At 61.2% G+C, this 19,951-nt stretch carries 16 protein-coding genes; 10 read left to right on the top strand and 6 right to left on the bottom strand.

Going from position 1 to position 19,951, the window contains the following annotated elements; translation table 11 throughout:
* Positions 1–18: 18 nt before the first annotated feature.
* Positions 19–609 (bottom strand): amino acid synthesis family protein, encoded by a 591-nt coding sequence (locus ACTJKS_RS12535; RefSeq protein WP_007968626.1) that lies wholly within the window; start codon positions 607–609, stop codon positions 19–21.
* A gap of 449 nt (positions 610–1,058) precedes the next feature.
* Here ACTJKS_RS12535 and ACTJKS_RS12530 point away from each other — a divergent pair, with 449 nt between their 5' ends.
* Both ACTJKS_RS12530 and ACTJKS_RS12525 read left to right on the top strand, forming a co-directional pair.
* The gene (locus ACTJKS_RS12530; RefSeq protein WP_108182464.1) at positions 1,059–2,102 is read left to right on the top strand and encodes a WD40/YVTN/BNR-like repeat-containing protein; all 1,044 of its coding nucleotides are present in this window, start codon (positions 1,059–1,061) and stop codon (positions 2,100–2,102) included.
* Complete coding sequence (locus tag ACTJKS_RS12525) at positions 2,099–4,483, top strand: efflux RND transporter permease subunit (RefSeq protein ID WP_086790937.1); 2,385 nt, start codon at positions 2,099–2,101, stop codon at positions 4,481–4,483. Before ACTJKS_RS12530 ends, ACTJKS_RS12525 begins: the two co-directional genes overlap by 4 nt.
* Positions 4,484–4,656: 173 nt before the next feature.
* On the opposite strand, the gene ACTJKS_RS12520 is transcribed toward ACTJKS_RS12525, so the two are convergent.
* Both ACTJKS_RS12520 and ACTJKS_RS12515 read right to left on the bottom strand, forming a co-directional pair.
* Positions 4,657–5,376 (bottom strand): FadR/GntR family transcriptional regulator, encoded by a 720-nt coding sequence (locus ACTJKS_RS12520; RefSeq protein ID WP_108182465.1) that lies wholly within the window; start codon positions 5,374–5,376, stop codon positions 4,657–4,659.
* A 156-nt stretch (positions 5,377–5,532) separates the two neighbouring features.
* Complete coding sequence (locus tag ACTJKS_RS12515) at positions 5,533–7,269, bottom strand: IlvD/Edd family dehydratase (protein ID WP_027613081.1); 1,737 nt, start codon at positions 7,267–7,269, stop codon at positions 5,533–5,535.
* 194 nt (positions 7,270–7,463) lie between these two features.
* On the opposite strand from ACTJKS_RS12515, the gene ACTJKS_RS12510 reads away from it, so the two are divergent.
* From ACTJKS_RS12510 to ACTJKS_RS12475, 8 genes are all read left to right on the top strand, one after another.
* Positions 7,464–8,786 carry an MFS transporter gene (locus ACTJKS_RS12510; RefSeq protein WP_108182466.1) on the top strand — a complete coding sequence of 441 codons (1,323 nt, stop codon included), beginning with the start codon at positions 7,464–7,466 and terminating at the stop codon, positions 8,784–8,786.
* A 158-nt stretch (positions 8,787–8,944) separates the two neighbouring features.
* Positions 8,945–9,937, top strand: coding sequence for an AraD1 family protein (gene araD1, locus ACTJKS_RS12505; protein ID WP_108182467.1), 993 nt, complete (start codon positions 8,945–8,947; stop codon positions 9,935–9,937).
* Between the two features lie 9 nt (positions 9,938–9,946).
* Positions 9,947–11,527: an aldehyde dehydrogenase (NADP(+)) gene (locus ACTJKS_RS12500; protein ID WP_108182468.1), complete on the top strand. Its 1,581-nt coding sequence runs from the start codon at positions 9,947–9,949 to the stop codon at positions 11,525–11,527.
* A gap of 155 nt (positions 11,528–11,682) precedes the next feature.
* Positions 11,683–11,982 (top strand): DUF5629 family protein, encoded by a 300-nt coding sequence (locus ACTJKS_RS12495; protein ID WP_108182469.1) that lies wholly within the window; start codon positions 11,683–11,685, stop codon positions 11,980–11,982.
* Positions 11,982–13,157, top strand: a complete 1,176-nt coding sequence (locus ACTJKS_RS12490; protein ID WP_108182470.1) for a lactonase family protein — start codon at positions 11,982–11,984, stop codon at positions 13,155–13,157. Before ACTJKS_RS12495 ends, ACTJKS_RS12490 begins: the two co-directional genes overlap by 1 nt.
* A 157-nt stretch (positions 13,158–13,314) precedes the next feature.
* The gene (locus ACTJKS_RS12485) at positions 13,315–13,494 is read left to right on the top strand and encodes a hypothetical protein (RefSeq protein ID WP_041062495.1); all 180 of its coding nucleotides are present in this window, start codon (positions 13,315–13,317) and stop codon (positions 13,492–13,494) included.
* Between the two features lie 260 nt (positions 13,495–13,754).
* The gene (locus ACTJKS_RS12480) at positions 13,755–13,964 is read left to right on the top strand and encodes a hypothetical protein (protein ID WP_108182471.1); all 210 of its coding nucleotides are present in this window, start codon (positions 13,755–13,757) and stop codon (positions 13,962–13,964) included.
* A complete protein-coding gene (locus ACTJKS_RS12475; RefSeq protein WP_108182472.1) occupies positions 13,961–14,218 on the top strand; it encodes a hypothetical protein in 258 nt (85 codons plus the stop codon). Before ACTJKS_RS12480 ends, ACTJKS_RS12475 begins: the two co-directional genes overlap by 4 nt.
* 99 nt (positions 14,219–14,317) lie before the next feature.
* Here ACTJKS_RS12475 and ACTJKS_RS12470 read toward each other — a convergent pair whose 3' ends face one another.
* Genes ACTJKS_RS12470 through ACTJKS_RS12460 form a run of 3 tightly spaced genes read right to left on the bottom strand, consistent with a single transcriptional unit; the run spans position 14,318 to position 19,781 of the window.
* The gene (locus ACTJKS_RS12470; RefSeq protein WP_108182473.1) at positions 14,318–14,902 is read right to left on the bottom strand and encodes a glutathione S-transferase; all 585 of its coding nucleotides are present in this window, start codon (positions 14,900–14,902) and stop codon (positions 14,318–14,320) included.
* Positions 14,899–18,540, bottom strand: coding sequence for an AAA family ATPase (locus ACTJKS_RS12465; protein ID WP_108182474.1), 3,642 nt, complete (start codon positions 18,538–18,540; stop codon positions 14,899–14,901). The genes ACTJKS_RS12470 and ACTJKS_RS12465 overlap by 4 nt, the downstream gene beginning before the upstream one ends.
* The gene (locus ACTJKS_RS12460; protein WP_108182475.1) at positions 18,537–19,781 is read right to left on the bottom strand and encodes an exonuclease SbcCD subunit D C-terminal domain-containing protein; all 1,245 of its coding nucleotides are present in this window, start codon (positions 19,779–19,781) and stop codon (positions 18,537–18,539) included. The genes ACTJKS_RS12465 and ACTJKS_RS12460 overlap by 4 nt, the downstream gene beginning before the upstream one ends.
* Positions 19,782–19,951: the final 170 nt, after the last annotated feature.

The following is a 19,951-nucleotide window of genomic DNA, read 5'->3' as shown; positions in this document are numbered from 1 at the left end:
AATGCCTTTTTATTGTGATTACTGGGCTTTTTCGGCGGCCAGTTCTTCCAGATCGATGTAGCGGTTGCCGATGCGCGGGTGCAGGCGACCACCGTCGGCGCAACCGAGCACCACGACGATTTCGTCGGCACGCGGCGCGTCTTCGATCTGCATTTCCAGGGTGATGTAGTGCGAGCGCAGCCCTTCGTCGTCCTTGTGCATCATCGGGATCTGGATCGACGTGCCCGGGCCGCCGCGCTTGTTGGTGAAGCTCAGGTAGCTCTTGGCCTTGACCGCTTCGCGGTAGTGGTTGCCGAAGCGCAGGGTGTGGATCACCGCCGAGGCGTGTTCGATTTCGCCGTCAGCGCCGACCACTGCCGCTTTGCCGTAAGCCTCGATCTTCTCGGCGCCACCGATGATGCCCACCAGACGCTCGACCATCATTGCGCCGAGGTCGGAGCAGTTGGCGCGGATTTGCGGTTTCAGGTCCTCGACGAAGCCGTTGCCGACCCACGGGTTCTTCATCACCACGGCCAGGCCAACCATGGTCACTGGCTTGTCAGTGGCCTTGCCGCCTTCGATGAAGGTTTCTTCGACATAGCTGACGATCTTGCGAATTTCGAAACTCATGAGCTGCTCCGTAAGGGGATTGAGAGTGTCTGTGCGTCTGATGGTATACCATAATACCGATCGTGCAAGTCCCCGTCGCAAGATTTGCCGCATCGATCCGGCGAATGGCGGTGTATTCGCCTGCCATCCTCATCAATCCGCCACGACGCGATATCGATGTAGGAGCTGCGGCACGCTGCGATCTTTTGATCTTGTTTTTAAAAACCCGGATCAAAAGATCGCAGCGTGCCGCAGCTCCTACAGGGGGTTGTGTCGGGGTCATTTGGTTAACAAAAGATAACGTGGCGCCGATTGTCAGACGTTTCCAAAGCCCGATAGGATGAGCCAGCTTCCCAAGGCGCTCTGGACTGCGGGTTTCACGGCTATGCTTGTGACCCATCAGTCACCACGAGCACCCTTGCGGTGCCCTAAGGCCCAATGGCCTAACAATAATAAATAGGGGAAGGTCTATGAGTCGTTGCCGCCCGCCGGCGTTACGCAACACCGCGTTGCTGGCCACAGCACTCACACTGCTGGGCTGTGCTGCCTTGTCGGCACCCGTTCTGGCCGCCGAAGCGCCCGCCGACGGGGTGTACTCCACCGAATCGGCCAAAGCCGCCAAAAGCCTGATACTCGATGTTGTCCACGCCGGCACCCGCCTGGTGGCGGTGGGTGATCGCGGGCACATTCTCTATTCCGATGACCAGGGCAAGACCTGGACCCAGGCCAAGGTGCCGACCCGGCAACTGCTGACGGCGGTGTACTTCGTCGACGACAAGCACGGCTGGGCGGTCGGCCACGACGCGCAGATCCTCGCCAGCGCTGACGGCGGCCTGACCTGGAGCAAACAGTTCGAAGACCTCAAGCGCGAAGCACCGCTGCTCGACGTCTGGTTCCAGGACGTCAACCACGGCGTCGCCGTAGGCGCCTACGGTGCCTTGCTGGAAACCACCGACGGCGGCAAGAACTGGCAGGACGTCAGCGACCGCCTCGACAACCAGGACCAGTTCCACCTCAACGCCATCGCGGCGGTCAAGGACGCCGGGCTGTTCATCGTCGGCGAGCAGGGCAGCATGTTCCGCTCCCCGGACTGGGGCCAGACCTGGGAAAAACTCCAGGGCCCATATCAAGGCTCGCTGTTCGGCGTGATCGGCACCGCCCAGGCGCAGACCTTGTTGGCCTACGGCCTGCGCGGCAATCTCTATCGTTCCAGCGACTTCGGCAGCACCTGGCAGCAGGTCGAACTCAAGGCCGCGCGTGGTGCGCTGGAGTTCGGTCTGTCCGGCGCCACGCTGCTCGCCGACGGCTCGATCGTGATCGTCGGCAACGGCGGCTCGGTGATCAGCAGCAGCGACAACGGCGAAACCTTCAGCGTGTTCAACCGCCCGGACCGCATTTCGCTGTCCTCGGTGACAGCGGCCGGCGACGGCAATCTGATTCTGACCGGGCAGGGCGGCGTGCACACCACGCAGCCAAACGGCGCCGAAATCAATAATAAGAAGGCGGGGCTATGACTTCCTTGAGCACTCATCATCAGGACAAGGCGACGTTCCTCGAACGTCTGATTTTCAACAACCGCCCGGCCGTGATCCTGATCTGCCTGGTGGTCAGCATCTTCCTGTTCTGGCAGGCCACGCTGATTCGCCCCTCCACCAGTTTCGAAAAAATGATCCCGCTCAAGCATCCGTTCATCGAGAAGATGATGGAGCACCGCAACGATCTGGCGAACCTGGGCAACACCGTACGGATTTCGGTGGAAGCCAAGGACGGCGACATCTTCTCCAAGGAATACATGGAGACCCTGCGCCAGATCAACGACGAGGTGTTCTACATCTCCGGCGTCGACCGCTCCGGCCTCAAGTCGCTGTGGAGTCCGAGCGTACGCTGGACCGAAGTCACCGAAGAAGGCTTTGCCGGCGGCGAAGTGATCCCGCAGAGCTACGACGGCTCGCCGGACAGCCTCGACATGCTGCGCAACAACGTCCTCAAATCCGGGCAGGTCGGGCGCCTGGTGGCCAACGACTTCAAATCGAGCATCGTCGACATCCCGCTGCTGGAGTCCTACCCGGACCCGCAGGATCAGGGCAAGCTGCTGGCGCTGGACTACCGCCAGTTCTCCCATGAGCTCGAAGACAAGATCCGCAACAAGTTCGAAGCGCAGAACCCCAACGTCAAAATCCACATCGTCGGCTTCGCCAAGAAGGTCGGAGACCTGATCGACGGTCTGGTGATGGTGGTGATGTTCTTCGGCATCGCGTTCGTCATCACCCTGATTCTGCTGCTGTGGTTCACCAACTGCCTGCGCAGCACCATTGCGGTATTGAGCACCACGCTGGTGGCGGTGGTCTGGCAGCTCGGGCTGATGCACTTCTTCGGTTTCGGGCTGGATCCGTATTCGATGCTGGTGCCGTTCCTGATCTTCGCCATCGGCATTTCCCACGGCGTGCAGAAGATCAACGGCATCGCCCTGCAGTCGAGTGAGGCGGACAACGCCCTGACCGCGGCGCGGCGCACGTTCCGGCAACTGTTCCTGCCGGGGATGATCGCGATTCTCGCTGACGCCGTGGGCTTCATCACCCTGCTGATCATTGATATCGGGGTGATCCGCGAACTGGCGATCGGCGCGTCCATCGGCGTGGCGGTGATTGTGTTCACCAACCTGATCCTGCTGCCGGTGGCGATTTCCTATGTCGGCATCAGCAAGCGTGCGATTGCCAAGAGCAAGAAGGACGCGAATCGCGAACATCCGTTCTGGCGCCTGCTGTCGAATTTCGCCAGCCCGAAAGTCGCCCCGGTTTCGATTGCTCTGGCGCTGCTCGCCTTCGGCGGCGGCCTCTGGTACAGCCAGAACCTGAAGATCGGCGACCTCGACCAGGGCGCGCCGGAGCTGCGTCCGGACTCGCGCTACAACAAGGACAACAACTTCATCATCAACAACTATTCCACCAGTTCCGACGTGCTGGTGGTGATGGTCAAGACCGCCACCGAGGGCTGCTCGCGCTACGAAGCGATGGCGCCGATCGACGAACTGATGTGGAAGATGCAGAACACCGAGGGCGTGCAGTCGGCGATCTCGCTGGTGACCGTATCCAAGCAGATGATCAAGGGCATGAACGAGGGCAACCTGAAATGGGAAACCCTGTCGCGCAACCCGGACGTGCTGAACAACTCGATCGCCCGCGCCGACGGCCTGTACAACAACAGCTGTTCGCTGGCGCCGGTGTTGATTTTCCTCAACGACCACAAGGCCGAAACCCTCGACCGCGCGGTGCATGCGGTGCAGGAATTCGCCAAGGCCAACAACAAGGACGGTCTGGAATTCATCCTCGCCGCCGGTAACGCCGGGATCGAAGCGGCCACCAACGAGGTGATCAAACAGGCCGAGCTGACCATCCTGATCCTGGTGTACATCTGCGTCGCAGTGATGTGCATGATCACCTTCCGTTCATGGGCGGCGACCCTGTGCATCGTCCTGCCGCTGGTGCTGACCTCGGTGCTGGGCAACGCGCTGATGGCGTTCATGGGCATCGGCGTCAAAGTCGCGACCCTGCCGGTGGTGGCACTGGGCGTGGGGATTGGCGTGGACTACGGCATCTACATCTACAGCCGTCTGGAGAGTTTCCTGCGTGCCGGTCTGCCGTTGCAGGAAGCCTATTACCAGACCCTGAAATCCACCGGTAAAGCGGTGCTGTTCACCGGCCTGTGCCTGGCCATCGGCGTGTGCACCTGGATCTTCTCGGCGATCAAGTTCCAGGCCGACATGGGCCTGATGCTGACCTTCATGTTGCTGTGGAACATGTTCGGTGCGCTGTGGCTGTTGCCGGCCCTGGCCAAGTTCTTGATCAAGCCGGAGAAACTGGCGGGGCAGAAGGGCAATTCGCTGTTTGCTCACTGATCCGGATGCCTGAAACGACAAGCCGCAACCTCAGGGTTGCGGCTTTTTTGTAGCTCAAGATCAAAAGATCGCAGCCTTCGGCAGCTCCTACATGGGCACAAGTACACCCGATATTCACCGGTGCACATGATCCCTGTAGGAGCTGCCGAAGGCTGCGATCTTTTGACTTTGCTTCAAGAGAACTCGGTGCCGAGCACCGCACTCAACGCACTGCGCGCATCATCCAGCTGCACCAGCGTCGCGTGGCGGGCACCCAGTGCATCGCGGTTCTCGATCGCCGTAAGAATCGCCTTGTGCCGCGGCAACGCCAGTTCATGCAGATTCGGTCGCTGGTTGGAATGCTTCAACGCCTCGGCAATCGCCACCGAAAGCATGTTGCACAGGTTCGCCAGCAAATCGTTGTGCGTCGCATCGGCAATCCGGCTATGGAAGTCCAGGTCCGGTTGCAGCAAGGCTTCCGGTGTCGGCGCGGCTTCCATGCGTTGATAGGCCTCGCCGATGGCGGTGATGTCGGCCTCGGTCGCGTGCTGGGCGGCGAGGGCGGCAGCGGCCGGTTCGATGATGCTGCGCACGCTGGTCAGCACATTGAAGAATTCATTCTGCGGACTGCTTTGCATCAGCCAGTGCAGCACGTCCGGGTCGAGCATGTGCCATTCGCGACGGGCCTTGACCACCGTGCCAACACGCGGTTTGGAGTACACCAGCCCCTTGGCCACCAGCACTCGCGTGGCTTCGCGCAACACCGGGCGGCTGACCGCGTATTCCTCGCACAGCAGTGCTTCGGCGGGCAGTTTGTCGTCGGGCAAAAAGCGTCCGGAGACGATCTGCATGCCCAGTTCCTGGACAATGCGCGAGTGCATGCTTTTACGGTCGGAAGGTTTGCGGTAATCCATGGGGAACGGCGCGATCCTGAGCGATGGAGATGCCGCGCATCATAGCAGGCACGGGCGGTGGGCGATCCAGCCCTTGAAAAGATCGCAGCCTGCGGCAGCTCCTACAGGGAAATGCATTCCAAGGTAGGAGCTGCCGCAGGCTGCGATCTTTTGATCTTAATGAGAATGGCGCGGCACTTCGGCCCCTCGGCAACCCACCAGGAAGTCAAAGTCACAACCCTGATCCGCCTGCAACACATGGTCGATGTACAGCTGACGATAGCCGCCGACCAGTAGCTGCTGCGGTGGCTGCAGATCCGCCATGCGCGCTGCCAGTTCGGCATCCGGAATGTCCAGATGCAAACGCCCGCTGGCGCAATCGAGCTCGATCCAGTCGCCTTCCTGCACCACCGCCAATGGCCCACCGGCAGCGGCTTCCGGGGCAACGTGCAAAACCACGGTGCCGTACGCGGTGCCGCTCATCCGCGCATCCGAGATGCGCACCATGTCGGTCACGCCTTGGGCCAGCAGCTTGGCCGGCAAGCCCATGTTGCCCACCTCGGCCATGCCTGGATAACCCTTCGGCCCGCAGTTTTTCATCACCAGAATCGAGTCTTTATCGACATCCAGCTCCGGATCATTGATCCGCGCCTTGTACATGTCGAAGTTCTCGAACACTACTGCGCGTCCACGATGCTGCATCAATTCCGGGGTCGCGGCGGACGGCTTGAGTACCGCACCCAGCGGCGCCAGGTTGCCGCGCAATACACAGATACCGCCGTCCGCGCGGATCGGATTGTCGAGGGTGCGGATCACTTCGTCCTCGCCATAGATCGGCGCGTCCTTGGTGTTCTCGCCCAGCGATTTACCGTTAACGGTCAGCGCGTTCGGATTGGGGATCAGATTGGCCTCACCGAGACGCCGCAGCACCGCCGGCAAACCACCGGCGTAGTAAAACTCTTCCATCAGGAAACGCCCGGACGGTTGCAGGTCGACGATGGTCGGCATGCCGCGCCCGATGCGCGTCCAGTCATCCAGATCCAACTCGACGCCGATGCGCCCGGCGATGGCTTTCAGGTGAATCACCGCGTTGGTCGAACCGCCGATCGCCGCGTTGACCCGAATGGCGTTTTCAAAGGCTTCCTTGGTCAGGATCTTCGACAGGCGCAAATCTTCGCGCACCATCTCCACTGCGCGCATGCCGGACATATGCGCCAACACGTAACGTCGCGCATCCACCGCCGGAATCGCCGCGTTGTGCGGCAGGGACGTGCCGAGTGCTTCGGCCATGCAGGCCATGGTCGACGCGGTGCCCATGGTGTTGCAGGTGCCCGCCGAGCGTGACATGCCGCCCTCGGCTGCAAGGAAATCGTCAATGGTGATGGTGCCGGCCTTGACCTGCTCGCTGAGCTGCCACACAACCGTGCCGGAACCGATGTCCTTGCCCTTGTGCTTGCCGTTGAGCATCGGCCCGCCGGTGACGACGATCGCCGGCACGTCGCAACTGGCCGCGCCCATCAGCAGCGCCGGGGTGGTTTTGTCGCAGCCGGTCAGCAGCACCACGCCGTCAATCGGGTTGCCGCGAATCGCTTCTTCGACGTCCATGCTCGCCAGGTTGCGGGTGAGCATGGCGGTCGGGCGCAGGTTCGACTCGCCATTGGAGAACACCGGGAATTCCACCGGAAAGCCACCGGCCTCGATCACGCCGCGTTTGACGTGCTCGGCAATCTGGCGGAAATGCGCGTTGCACGGGGTCAGTTCCGACCAGGTGTTGCAGATGCCGATGATCGGCTTGCCGTGGAACTGGTGGTCGGCGATGCCCTGATTCTTCATCCAGCTGCGGTACATGAAGCCGTTCTTGTCGGCCGTGCCAAACCATTGGGCGGAGCGCAGGGTGGGTTTCTTCTCAGACATGATCGATTCTCTTATTGTAAGACTATTGTTTGCAAGTCATGGCTAAACATAAGCGCAAAATCGCAGCTTTGGAAGTGTTGTTGGGTAATTAGTAATACTATATAGTCGTTTTCGACGGAGGGATTGGCCCTGGCGATTTTTCGCGAGAGGCGTCCCCCGAGGTTCTATAAAAACAACAATCGGAGACCGATCCCATGAGCCAGGAATTGCGGCTTATCCGCCGCATCACGCTGAAACTGATTCCCTTCCTGATCCTGCTGTACCTGATCGCCTATGTGGATCGCTCCGCCGTCGGCTTCGCCAAGCTGCACATGGGCGCTGACATCGGCATCGGTGATGCGGCCTACGGTCTCGGTGCCGGGCTGTTTTTCATTGGCTACTTTCTTCTCGAAATTCCCAGCAACCTGATGCTCGAACGCTTCGGTGCGCGGCGCTGGTTCGCGCGGATCATGATCACCTGGGGCGCGATCACCATCGGCATGGCGTTCGTCCAGGGCCCGCACAGTTTCTACGTGATGCGCTTTCTGCTCGGCGCGGCGGAGGCGGGGTTCTTTCCCGGTGTTCTGTACTACATCACCCAATGGTTCCCGGTGCGCCATCGCGGCAAGATCCTCGGCCTGTTCATCCTCTCCCAACCGATCGCGATGATGATCACCGGCCCGGTGTCCGGTGGTTTGCTCGGTATGGACGGCATCCTCGGGCTACACGGCTGGCAGTGGCTGTTCATCGTCATCGGCACCCCGGCGATCCTGCTGACCTGGCCGGTCCTGCGCTGGCTACCCGATGGCCCGCAAAACGTGAAGTGGATGGATCAGGCCGAGAAAGACTGGCTGACCGGCGAGCTGAAAAAGGATTTGCAGGAATACGGCCAGACCCGTCACGGCAACCCGCTGCATGCACTCAAGGACAAACGGGTGTTGCTGCTGGCGCTGTTTTACCTGCCGGTGACGCTGAGCATTTATGGCCTTGGCCTGTGGCTGCCGACGCTGATCAAACAGTTTGGCGGCAGCGATCTGGTGACCGGTTTCGTCTCGTCGGTGCCCTACATCTTCGGCATCGTCGGCCTGCTGATCGTGCCTCGCAGTTCCGACCGCATGAATGATCGCTACGGTCATCTCGCGGTGCTTTATGTGCTGGGTGCACTGGGCCTGTTTTTCAGCGCCTGGCTGACCCTGCCGGTGGCACAACTGGCGGCGCTGTGTCTGGTGGCGTTCGCGCTGTTTTCCTGCACGGCGGTGTTCTGGACCTTGCCGGGGCGGTTCTTTGCCGGCGCGAGTGCGGCAGCGGGGATCGCCTTGATCAACTCGGTGGGCAACCTCGGCGGCTACATCGGGCCGTTCGTGATTGGCGCGTTGAAGGAATACACCGGGAATCTGGGTTCGGGGTTGTATTTCCTCAGCGCAGTGATGGTGTTCGGTTTGATTTTGACCGGCGTGGTTTACCGCGTGCTTGAGCGCAAACACGTCCTGCCAACCGAGCAATTCGCCGCCAGCGCACGCGGTGCCACCCGAACCTGATATCAAACGAACCATCACCGCAAACCCTGTGGGAGCTGGCTTGCCAGCGATAGCGGCGGCACATCCAACATAGCGGTATCTGACAGATTGCTATCGCTGGCAAGCCAGCTCCCACAGGGTTTTGCAGTGTTTCGAAGTTTTGTTTACAGGAGAAATTTATGCATCTGGTTCAATTCGAATTGATCAACGGCGAGCGCCGCGTCGGTGTGGTCGACAACGGTCTGATCCGCGACGTGCAGGACGCCCGTAGCGTACGCGATCTCGCGCTGGCCGCCATCGAAGCCGGCGGCACTCTGGAGCAGCAAGTACAAACCCACGGCCTGGGCATCAGTCATGACTACGCCGAGCTGCTGAGCACGCGGCGAATTCTGCCACCGCTGGATCACCCGGACCCGGCGCACCTGCTGGTCAGCGGTACCGGCCTCACGCATCTGGGCAGCGCCTCGGCGCGGGACAAGATGCACCAGCAGGCCGGCGACGAAGCGCAAATGACCGACACCATGCGCATCTTCAAATGGGGCGTGGAGGGCGGCAAACCGGCGGCAGGGCAGGCCGGTGTGCAACCGGAATGGTTCTACAAGGGCGACGGCAGCATCGTCGTGCGTCCGGGCGAAGCCTTCCCGTTGCCGCCGTTCGCCGAAGATGCCGGCGAGGAGCCGGAAATGGCCGGGCTCTACGTCATCGGCCACGACGGCAAACCGTATCGCCTCGGTTTCGCCGTGGGTAACGAGTTCTCCGATCACGTCATGGAGCGCAAGAACTACCTGTACCTGGCCCACTCGAAACTGCGCAGTTGCAGCTACGGCCCGGAACTGCGCACCGGCGAATTGCCGCAGCATCTGGCCGGCAACAGTCGCATTCTGCGTAACGGCGAAGTGCTGTGGCAGAACGAATTCCTCAGTGGCGAGGCCAACATGTGCCACAGCCTCGCCAACCTCGAATACCACCACTTCAAGTACCGCCAGTTCCTGCGCCCGGGCGACGTGCACATTCACTTCTTCGGCACGGCGACCCTGTCGTTCGCCGATGGCGTTCGCACCCAACCGGGCGACCAGTTTGAAATCAGCCAGGCCGAATTCGGCGCCCCGCTGGTCAACGGCATTGCGCCGGCAGCAGCGGCCTTTCAACCGGACAGCATCGGCACCCTTTAAGGAGCTCCCATGACGCAGATTTCTGGATACAACTTCATTGGCGGACAGCGCAGCGCAGCGGGCGACGTGACACTGCACAGCGTCGACGCAACCACCGGCGAACACCTGCCGTACGCATTCATTCAAGCGACTGAAGCCGAAGTCGATGCCGCCGCCAAAGCCGCCGCCGCAGCGTACCCGGCCTATCGCAGCCTCAGCGCCGAACGCCGCGCGCAATTTCTTGACGCGATTGCCGACGAACTAGATGCGCTGGATGATGATTTCGTAGCGTTGGTCTGCCGTGAAACCGCGCTGCCCGCCGGACGCATTCAGGGCGAGCGCGGGCGCACCAGCGGGCAGATGCGCCTGTTTGCCAAAGTCCTGCGGCGCGGTGATTTCTACGGCGCGCGAATCGATCTGCCACTGCCCGATCGCCAGCCGTTGCCGCGCCCGGACCTGCGTCAATACCGCATCGGCCTCGGCCCGGTGGCAGTGTTTGGCGCGAGCAACTTTCCGCTGGCGTTTTCCACCGCCGGTGGTGATACCGCTGCCGCGTTGGCCGCCGGTTGCCCGGTGGTGTTCAAGGCGCATTCAGGTCATATGGCAACCGCTGAACGTGTGGCCGAGGCACTGATTCGCGCCGCCGAAAAAACCGCGATGCCGGCCGGTGTGTTCAACATGATTTACGGCGCTGGCGTTGGCGAGTGGCTGGTCAAGCATCCGGCGATTCAGGCGGTCGGCTTCACCGGTTCGCTGAAGGGCGGTCGGGCACTGTGCGACATGGCCGCGGCACGGCCGCAACCGATCCCGGTGTTCGCCGAAATGTCGAGCATCAACCCGGTGATCGTTCTGCCTCAAGCCTTGGCTGAGCGCTCGGAAACCATCGCCCGCGACCTGACCGCATCCGTGGTGCAGGGCTGCGGCCAGTTCTGCACCAACCCGGGTTTGGTCATTGGGATTCGCTCGCCGCAGTTCAGCGCCTTCGTCCAGCAAGTCGCCGGGCTGATTGGCGACCAACCGGCGCAAACCATGCTCAACGCCGGCACCCTTGGCAGTTACGGCAAAGGTCTGCAAAAGTTACTGGCACATTCCGGCATCGAGCATCTGGCGGGTAATCCGCAACAGGGCAATCAGGCGCAGCCACAACTGTTCAAGGCCGATGTCAGCCTGTTGATCAACGGCGATGAGGTGCTGCAGGAAGAAGTGTTCGGCCCGACCACGGTAATTGTCGAAGTGGCGGACAAGGCCGAGCTCAGCGCGGCGCTGTCGGGCCTGCACGGCCAATTGACGGCGACGATGATCGGCGAGCAGGCTGACTTCGAACGCTTCCCGGAACTGACGCCGCTGCTCGAACAGAAAGTCGGACGGATCCTGCTCAATGGTTATCCAACGGGTGTGGAGGTGTGTGACTCAATGGTGCACGGCGGGCCGTATCCGGCGACTTCCGATGCGCGCGGTACCTCGGTGGGGACGCTGGCGATCGATCGGTTCCTGCGCCCGGTATGCTTCCAGAACTACCCGGATTTCTTGCTGCCGGAACCGCTGAAAAACGCCAACCCGTTGCGCATTCAACGGCTGGTAGACGGCAAGCCCTCGCGCGACGCCCTCTGACCCATCACTCTGTAGGAGCTGCCGAAGGCTGCGATCTTTTGACTTTGATTTTAAAAAACAAGATCAAAAGATCGCAGCCTTCGGCAGCTCCTACAGAGGGATCGAGGCGCTATAAGCTATCATTGGCCCTTTCCCCCCTAGAAAGACTGTTTGCCATGACTGCCCAAACCCTTCTCAACGCCCTCGAACACTGCGGCATGGTCGAAATCGATGGCTTGCACGCCTTCGAATTCGCCCTCGACGAAGACGACAACCTGCACATCGAATGCATCGATGGCCGCGCGGCCAAGCATTGGGAGTTCACCCCGGCGCAGGTTGCGGCGGCGACGTTTGATGAAGACCTGCAAAGCTGGCTGATCATTGGCTACGCCAGCGACACCAAGACCACCGGCGAACACCGTCTGGTGTGCCTCGGTGATGTGCTCAGCAGCAGCGACGACGAGGATGACAATTAATGAACATGCGTAAATTCTGGCCATTGCTGATGGCTGGCAGCGTCGGTGCGATGGGCCTGTCCAGTGCCAGCGCCGAGAGCTATCAATTGCTGGTCGGCTCCTACACCGCCGGCACCAGCCAGGGCATCTATCGAATGAATTTCGACAGCGCCACAGGCCAGATCGCCGCCAAGCCGCTGCAAGTGGTGAAGAGCGAAAACCCGTCATGGCTGACCTTGTCCAAAGACCAGAAGCAGCTGTTCGTGGTCAATGAAAACGGTCCCGGCCAGAAAGATCCGGTCGGCCGCGTCAGCAGCTACTCGATCGATCCCAAGACCCACCTCCTGACGCTGATCAATCAAGTGCAGAGCCTGGGCAACGAGCCGACCCACTCGAGCCTCAGCGGCGATGCCAGCCATCTGTTCGTCAGCAACTATTCGGTGGTCGAAGATCCGGGCGGCACCCTCGCGGTGTTGCCGGTCGGTGCCGATGGCAAACTCAAACCGGTGGTGCAGATGAGCGCGCACCCGGCGAGCCGGGTCAACCCCGAGCGTCAGGCCTCGAACCACGTGCACTCGACGGTGTCCTCGCCGGATGGCCGCTACGTGTTCTCCAACGATCTGGGGGCGGACAAGGTCTTCATTTACCAGTTCGACCCGAAAGCCAACCCAGAGCTGCCGTTGACCCCGGCGAAAACTGCTTCGGTGAGCCTGCCGGCCGGCAGCGGCCCGCGTCACTTGCTGTTCAGCGCGGACGGTAAACATGCCTGGCTGACCATGGAAATGAGCGCACAGGTTGCAGTGTTCGACTATCACGACGGTGTGCTGACCCAGACGCAACTGGTCGATCTGGCTGCCGGTCAACCGACCTCGGACAAAGCCGCCGCCGCGCTGCATGCCTCGGCCGATGGCAAGTTCCTCTACGTCAGCAACCGTGGTACCGCCAATCAGCTACTGGTTTTCAGCATCGATCCGGCAACCGGCCAGCTCAAGGAGCTGCAAAAACGTTCGGTGGAGGGCGATCACCCGCGCGAATTCAGCCTCGATCCAAGTGGCAAATTCCTGCTGATCGCCAACCAGAAGAGCAACGAAATTGTCGTCGTCGAGCGTGACGCCAAGACCGGTCTGCTCGGCAAAACCGTGCAGAAACTGCCGATGGACGCACCCAGTGACCTGAAGTTTATCGTGCGACAATAAGCCACAGGCCCCGGTTTACGGGGCCTGTCTCTTTGTATTAATCGCGCTGATATCCGGTAATGCTACAAAGCATTTCAAGCGATCAACCCTCGAGCGTTAAGTTTGCTTCACGGCCCAACCGGGCAAAGCAAGCCAACCGAACACGAGGGTTACCGCCATGAACTTCAATCTCTTCTCCGTCATCGCCGCTTCCGCCATTTCCGCCACCGTTGCATTGCCAGCCAGTGCCAACGTTGAAATCGCCAGCAAAAAATCCCACACCCAGAGCTACACCCAGAAATACCTGCAACAGAGCGCCAACTTCTACGCCGCACTGGATCACAAAGCCCAACACTGAAAGTCCGATTTGGCATCACTCCCTGTAGGAGCTGCCGAAGGCTGCGATCTCTTGATCTTCAACGTCAAAAGATCGCAGCCTTCGGCAGCTCCTACACGTATGCGTGATCAAAAATCTCCGCTCGATAGGTTTTCTCCAATGCTGAGATAGACGGCCTAAATAATCAACCAAGCTGATGTTTACTATGGCAAACCCTGAGTGGTTACCACGGCTTTTTTGATTGATCCTGACGGCACTGAAACATGCCCACGGAGCACATCATGGCCAGTTCAATCATTACCTCAGCCAAGCGCGGCGCCTACCTGGCCATCGGTCTTTACCTGGCCCTGGTGCTGTTCGTCAGCATCGCCGCGCAAACCCAACACAGCGTCGACGCACCGATCGAAGTCGCACACCCCGGCATCCAGTTCGAACACCGCGCAGACGTGCTGGTTGATCGTGCTGAAATCACAGGAGTGAGCGGCGCATGAAAGGCTATAGACTCTGGGTCATCGCCGGTCTGGCATTGATGACCAATGGCGCGGCGTTACTCGGTTTTGGTCAAGGCTCGGTCGGTGCGCTGGCCCGGGCCATAGAGGCCAATCACAGCATTGCGCACAATATCGAACGGGCCAACTCGCAGGGGTTGCTGGCCGGTAATCCGCCGATCAAGGCTGAGGTCGATTTTCTTGGGCCGTTTGAAGTGGATTGCTTGGCACTGGGCATGTGCAACGCACTGGCCTGAAACACATTCCCTGTAGGAGCTGCCGAAGGCTGCGACCTTTTGAATTTGTTTTTAAGATCAAGATCAAAAGATCGCAGCCTTCGGCAGCTCCTACAGGGGTTATTTCTTCATGATGGAGGTGAAGAGGTTGGATTCGAGGAAGCGCTGTAGCCACGCCTGCAAGCGAACATAGGGCGTCTGCGCGAACCACTCGCGATCCACATGCGCAAACTGTCGAACGAACGGCAGCAACGCCACATCTGCCAGACTCAAGTGATCACTCAGCAAATAATCCCGACCTTCAAGCAACCCATCCAGCCGCTGCAGAAACACCGCGCCCTCGGCCCGATAAACCTCCATCGGTTGCTCCGGATAGCGTTCGGCGTACTTGTAGCGGTTCAGCTGCACCTTGAATGCCTGATCGTTAGCCTCGATCAACTCGGCAATCCGTGAATCCCCACCGAGCAGCCAATCGTCCGGATCATGCTGAGCCAACGCCCAGCGCATGATTTCCAAGCTTTCATCGATCACCCGGCCATCGGCCTCCAGCACCGGCACCGTGCCTTTGGGGGAGATCGCCAGCATCGCGGCCGGTTTGGCCTTGAGGCTGACTTCGACGATCTCCACCGGTACCCCCGAATAGCGCAGGGCCATCCGCGCGCGCATCGCGTACGGGCAGCGGCGGAACGAGTACAGCGTGTTCATTTCACCTCCAGCGTACTTAAGCCGTTGCCCTGGCGCTGCACCTGAATCTGCACCGGAATTCGCTCGTGCATTTCCTGCACGTGGGAAATCACCGCGACCTTGCGCCCCTGCGCCTGCAAGCCGTCGAGGGCATCCATGGCCAGTTGCAGCGATTCCGGATCGAGGCTGCCGAAGCCTTCGTCGATGAACAGCGATTCGATTTTCAGCGTGCTCGACGCCATCGAGGCCAGCCCCAGTGCCAGAGCCAGTGACACCAGAAAGGTCTCGCCGCCGGACAGCGAATGCACCGAGCGCAATTCGTCGCCCATCTCGGTGTCCAGCACCAGCAGGCCGAGCATGCTGCCGCCACGTTTGAGGCGATAGCGTTTGACCAGTTGGCGCAACTGCACGTTGGCATGATGCACCAGCAGGTCGAGGTTGTAGGCCTGGGCGATCTTGCGGAAGGTGTCGCCGGTGGCTGAGCCGATCAGCGCGTTCAGGCGCGCCCAGCGCTGGTACTCGGCGTAAGCCTCGGCGATCTGCTGCGCCAATGCCTGATTGGCGTTCTGGCGGCGCTGATCTTCGGCTTGTTCGGCGCGCAGTTCGGCACACTGTTGCTCGCTGAGGTTGAACTGGTTCTGCAGCTGGGCGAGAGCGCTGGCGAGTTGCTCGGCATCGAGATTGCCGTTGTGCTGCGCCTGATGATCGGCCAAGCGCTGATCGCGCTCCTGCAGCAGCACCTTGGCCTGTTCGATGGCTTTTTCGTTGTGCTGCAAGCGCTGGCGCAGTTCACTGAGTTGCGTGTCATCGACGCGCAGCAGATCTTCCAGACCGCCGTCATCCAGTTCAGGATGGCGTGCGCGCCAGTCGGCAATCTTCTGCGTCAGTTCGCTGTCTTCGCTTTGCAGTACCTGCAAGCGTTCCTGCTGCGCCTTGAGTTCGGCACTGATTTGCACCTGTTGCGTGCGCACGTTCTGCAGTTGTGCAGCAGTGCTGGTTTCGGCGTTGCGCGCCTGTTCCACGGCCTGTTCCAGCTGCTGCTGCCAGTGCTCGGCGCTGCTGTGCTCGCCCAGCAGCTGCGCGAGTTTTTCCTGACTGGCCTGTTGCTGTGCGGCCAGTGCGCCGAACTGCTGCTCGGCGCTTTGCAGCTGCTGGACGCGGCTGAGCTGGCGGTCCTGTTCTTTCTCCAGCGTTTGCTGGCGTTGTTGCTGTTCGGCCAACTCTTCCTTCTGCTGCTCGACCTGCGCCAGACGCTCGGCAATCTGCCGATCCAGTTGCATGAAGGTTGCCGCCGGTTCAACGCGCAGGGCTTCGAGGGTGTCGGCTGGCAACAGGCTGGCGAACGCGCTGAGCTCTTCGTCGAGACGCTGACGGTCGCTGCTCAGTTCGCGCTGTTGATTGCTCAGGTGCTGCGCCGCTTGCTGATGTGCGGTTTCGGCATTGCGCAGTTGCTGGGTCAGGCGCGCCGCATCCTGTTGCAGGGTGAGCAGGGCGCTCTGGCGTTGTTCGTCCTGAGTGATGCTCTGGTTCAGTTGCTCGTTTTGCCGGGTCAGCCAGGCATCGCGCTTGTCGGCGTCCTGATTGAGCAACTGAGGCGCCAGCGGATGCGCCTCCAGACTCGGCGCCAGTGCCTGCAGCTGGACGCTCAATTGTTCCTGCTGTTGCAGCAGCTCTTTCTGCCGGGCGATCACGCCACCGACTTCAGCGCGCAACTCGGTGAGTTTTTCCTTGAGCTGATCCACCGCGTGCTGCGCGCTGGCCTGCTCGGATTCATCATGACGGCCGAGGCTTTGCAGCAGCGCTTCCGGCTGATGATACGGATGCTCGTTGCTGCCACAGACCGGGCACGGCTGATCGTCCTGCAACTGCGCGCGCAGCTCTTCGACACTGGCGCTGCGGGCCAGACGCTGGCGTTCAAGCAGCTCACGGGTGACGTTGAGGGTTTGTTCAGCGACAGTCAGTTCGGCCTTGGTTTTCACCCCGTCCTGGGTCAGGCGCTCGCGTTCCTGCTGCGCATCGAGCAGGCGCTGTTGCACCTCAGCGCTGCGTTTTTCCAGCTCCTGCTGACTGGCCCAGAGCCGCGTCAGGTCTTCGATAGCGCGCAGTTGTTTGCGATTGTCCTGCAGCAGATTGCCAAGGATGCCGATCTGTTCGGCGACGGCATCCGGCTCGGCGCCGGCCTCCTTGAACAGCACTTCCAGTTGTTGTTTTTGCGCGGCCAGCGTCTCGGCGCTGAGCGCCGCGTTCTGTTCGAGGGACGCCAGTTCGGCCTGGCCCTTGTTCAGGCGATTGCCGATCAGCATCAGCTGTTGCAGGCGATCGCGGTAGGCATTCCATGCATCGCTGAGCGGCGCCAGACCCGCACTCTGCTCCAGCCCGGCGGCGATTTTCTGCAGGCGTTCAGCGACTTCTACCTGTTTCGTCTGCAAGGCCTGAATTGCGCTCTGGCCTTCGCTGCAGGCCAGCTCGGCGGCTTGCCGGGTTTCGGCGCTGAGGGCTGTTTCCTTGGCGAGGCGGGCGAGGGTGCTTTGCTCGTCGAAGGCCTGACGCAGCAGCGGGCCACTTTCGCTGTGCCGCTGCTGCGCTTCGCTCAGGGCGATGTTTGCCGCATTGAGCGCCTGTTCCAGTTGCGTCTGGCGCTCGTTGAGCTCGCCGTGTTGCCGGGTATGCGCGGCAATCTGTGCCGCCAGCGGCGTCAGTTGCGCATCGAGTTCAGTCTTGCGCGCGAACTGGTGGCGTTGCGGCGCGAGTTGCTCCAGGCGCGTGAGCTTCAGGCGCTCGCCAGCCAGACCTTCCCACTGCTGCTGTGCACTCTGCAGTTGTTCGGCGGCCGCTTGTTGCGCGTCCTGCAATTGGCGCAAATCCTTGAGCCAGCTGTGCTGTTGTTCCAGTTGCTTGAGCTGCGCCTGCTGCAACTTCAACTGTTGCTGGGCGGCGTTGAAGCGTTCGTCCAGATCGGCCCGCGCTTCGGGCGTCAGCGGAGTCACGCCAGTGGCCTGATCCTGCAACAGCTTGTGCGCTTCGCGGGCCTCTTTGGTCTTGTCGAACGCGCGGCGACCGAGGCGGGTGTAGAGCGCGGTGTCGGTGAGTTTTTCCAGCAGTTCGCTGCGGTCGTTGTCGTCGGCCTTGAGAAACGCGCTGAACTCGCTCTGGGCCAGCAGCACGGCACGGGTGAATTGTTCGAAGTTCAGGCCCAGCGCGGCTTCGAGTTGGGTCTTGTATTCGCCTTTCTGACTGGCGAGCAGTTGATCCTGATCGATGTCGCGCAGGCTCTGGCGACTGGCCTGCAACTTGCCGCCGGCCTTTTCCCGGGCGCGGTTGGCTTCCCAGCGCGCGCGATAACGCCGGCCATCGACGCCGACAAAATCCACTTCCGCGTAACCTTCACCGGTACCACGGCGCAGCAAGGTACGCGGGTCGCCGGTGGCGATTTCGCCGTCGGCATCCGGCACCTTGGCGTCACGACCGGTGTTGTTCAGCCGTGGCACGGCGCCAAACAGCGCCAGGCACAAGGCGTCGAGCAAGGTACTTTTACCGGCGCCGGTCGGCCCGGTGATCGCGAACAGGCCGGCACTGGCCAGCGGTTCGGCGGTGAAATCAATCTCGAACGGCCCGGCCAGCGAGGCGAGGTTCTTCAAGCGAATGGCGAGAATCTTCATGGCTGCTCGCCCTCCAGTTGCACGTCTTGCAGCAATTCGGCGAAGTCCTTGAGGGTTTGTTCATCGACCTCGTTGCCGTAGTTGTCGAGCCAGGCACGGCTGAACAGTTCCTGCGGGGTGAGTTGATCCAGTTCGACCAACGCGCTGCCGTCGTCGCTGCCCTCGGCGCCACGGTTGCCGGCGTACTCGGCGGCGATCCGCACCAGGCGCACGGCTTTGCCTTGCAAGGCGTTTTCCACCTGATGGCGCAGATCCGGCTGCGGCTCGTCGAGGGTGACGCGCACTTCCAGCCATGGCTGACGCTGGGTTTCAGCGAGCAGATCGATGTTCGGCAGGTCAGCCAGTTGCAGCAGAATCTCCGCCAGCGGCGCCGGGCCGATGCGTTGCAGGTTGACCGAGCGCGGGATCAGTTTCGGCTCGACGCTGACCAGGGTTTCGCCGTCGAGGGTGATGTCGAGAATCTGATGCTGATAGGCGATCTCTGAAAACGACAGCGGAATCGGCGAGCCGCTGTAGCGAATGCGTTCTTCACCGTTGACCTTTTGCGGCTTGTGCAAATGGCCGAGCGCAACGTAGCTGATGCTCGGTCCGAACAGGCTGGCGGGCAGCGCCTCGGCATTACCGATGATCAGGCTGCGCTCCGAGTCTTCCGAGACCGAGCCGCCAGCCATGTGCGCGTGGCTGATGGCGACCAGCGCCTGACCCGGCTGGCGCTTGGCATTCGCCGCTTCGATCAGCCATTCATGCACCTGTCCGATACCGCGCAGATAGTCGTCGCCCAGATGCGCACCGGTCACTTCCGCCGGACGCAGGAACGGCAGCGCCAGGCACCACGCGGCGACTTCGCCGGTTTTATCCGGCAACGGCAGCAGCAGGCGTTCGGCATCCAGTTGCCCGTCATCCAGCCACAACACCCGACCCAGCGCATGGGTGCGCAAACGGCGCATCAACGGCGCGGGCAGTTCTATGCGCGAGCCGGAATCGTGGTTGCCGGCGATCATTACGATGGTCAGCAACGGCTGCTGTTCGTGAGCGCTGACGATGAAGTCGTAGAGGCGTTCCTGGGCTTTGACCGGTGGGTTGACCGTGTCGAAGATGTCCCCGGCAATCAGCAGCACATCCGGCTGCGCCAGTTGCAGTTGGCGCAGCAGCCATTCGAGAAAGCACGCATGCTCGAAATCGCGCTCCTGGCCATGCAGGTTTTGCCCAAGGTGCCAGTCGGAGGTGTGGAACAGACGCAAGGTGGACTCCGCTACAGAAATAGGTGATGGCCGCGGGGGAAATGATGGGCGGCTAAAGAGGGGGGAGTTTACTGGCAAACGAGCGGGCTTGCCCAAAGGCTTGCAAGATCAAGAGGCCGTAGCCGCTTCCGTCTGTCGCTACTGTCAGATCTGACAGTAGCGACAGACGG

The organism is Pseudomonas sp. 22189 (assembly GCF_052045635.1).
Classification (GTDB): domain Bacteria; phylum Pseudomonadota; class Gammaproteobacteria; order Pseudomonadales; family Pseudomonadaceae; genus Aquipseudomonas; species Aquipseudomonas parakoreensis.
The sequence above is the reverse complement of the archived record's forward strand: the minus strand, read 5'-3'. Positions and strand labels throughout refer to the sequence as shown.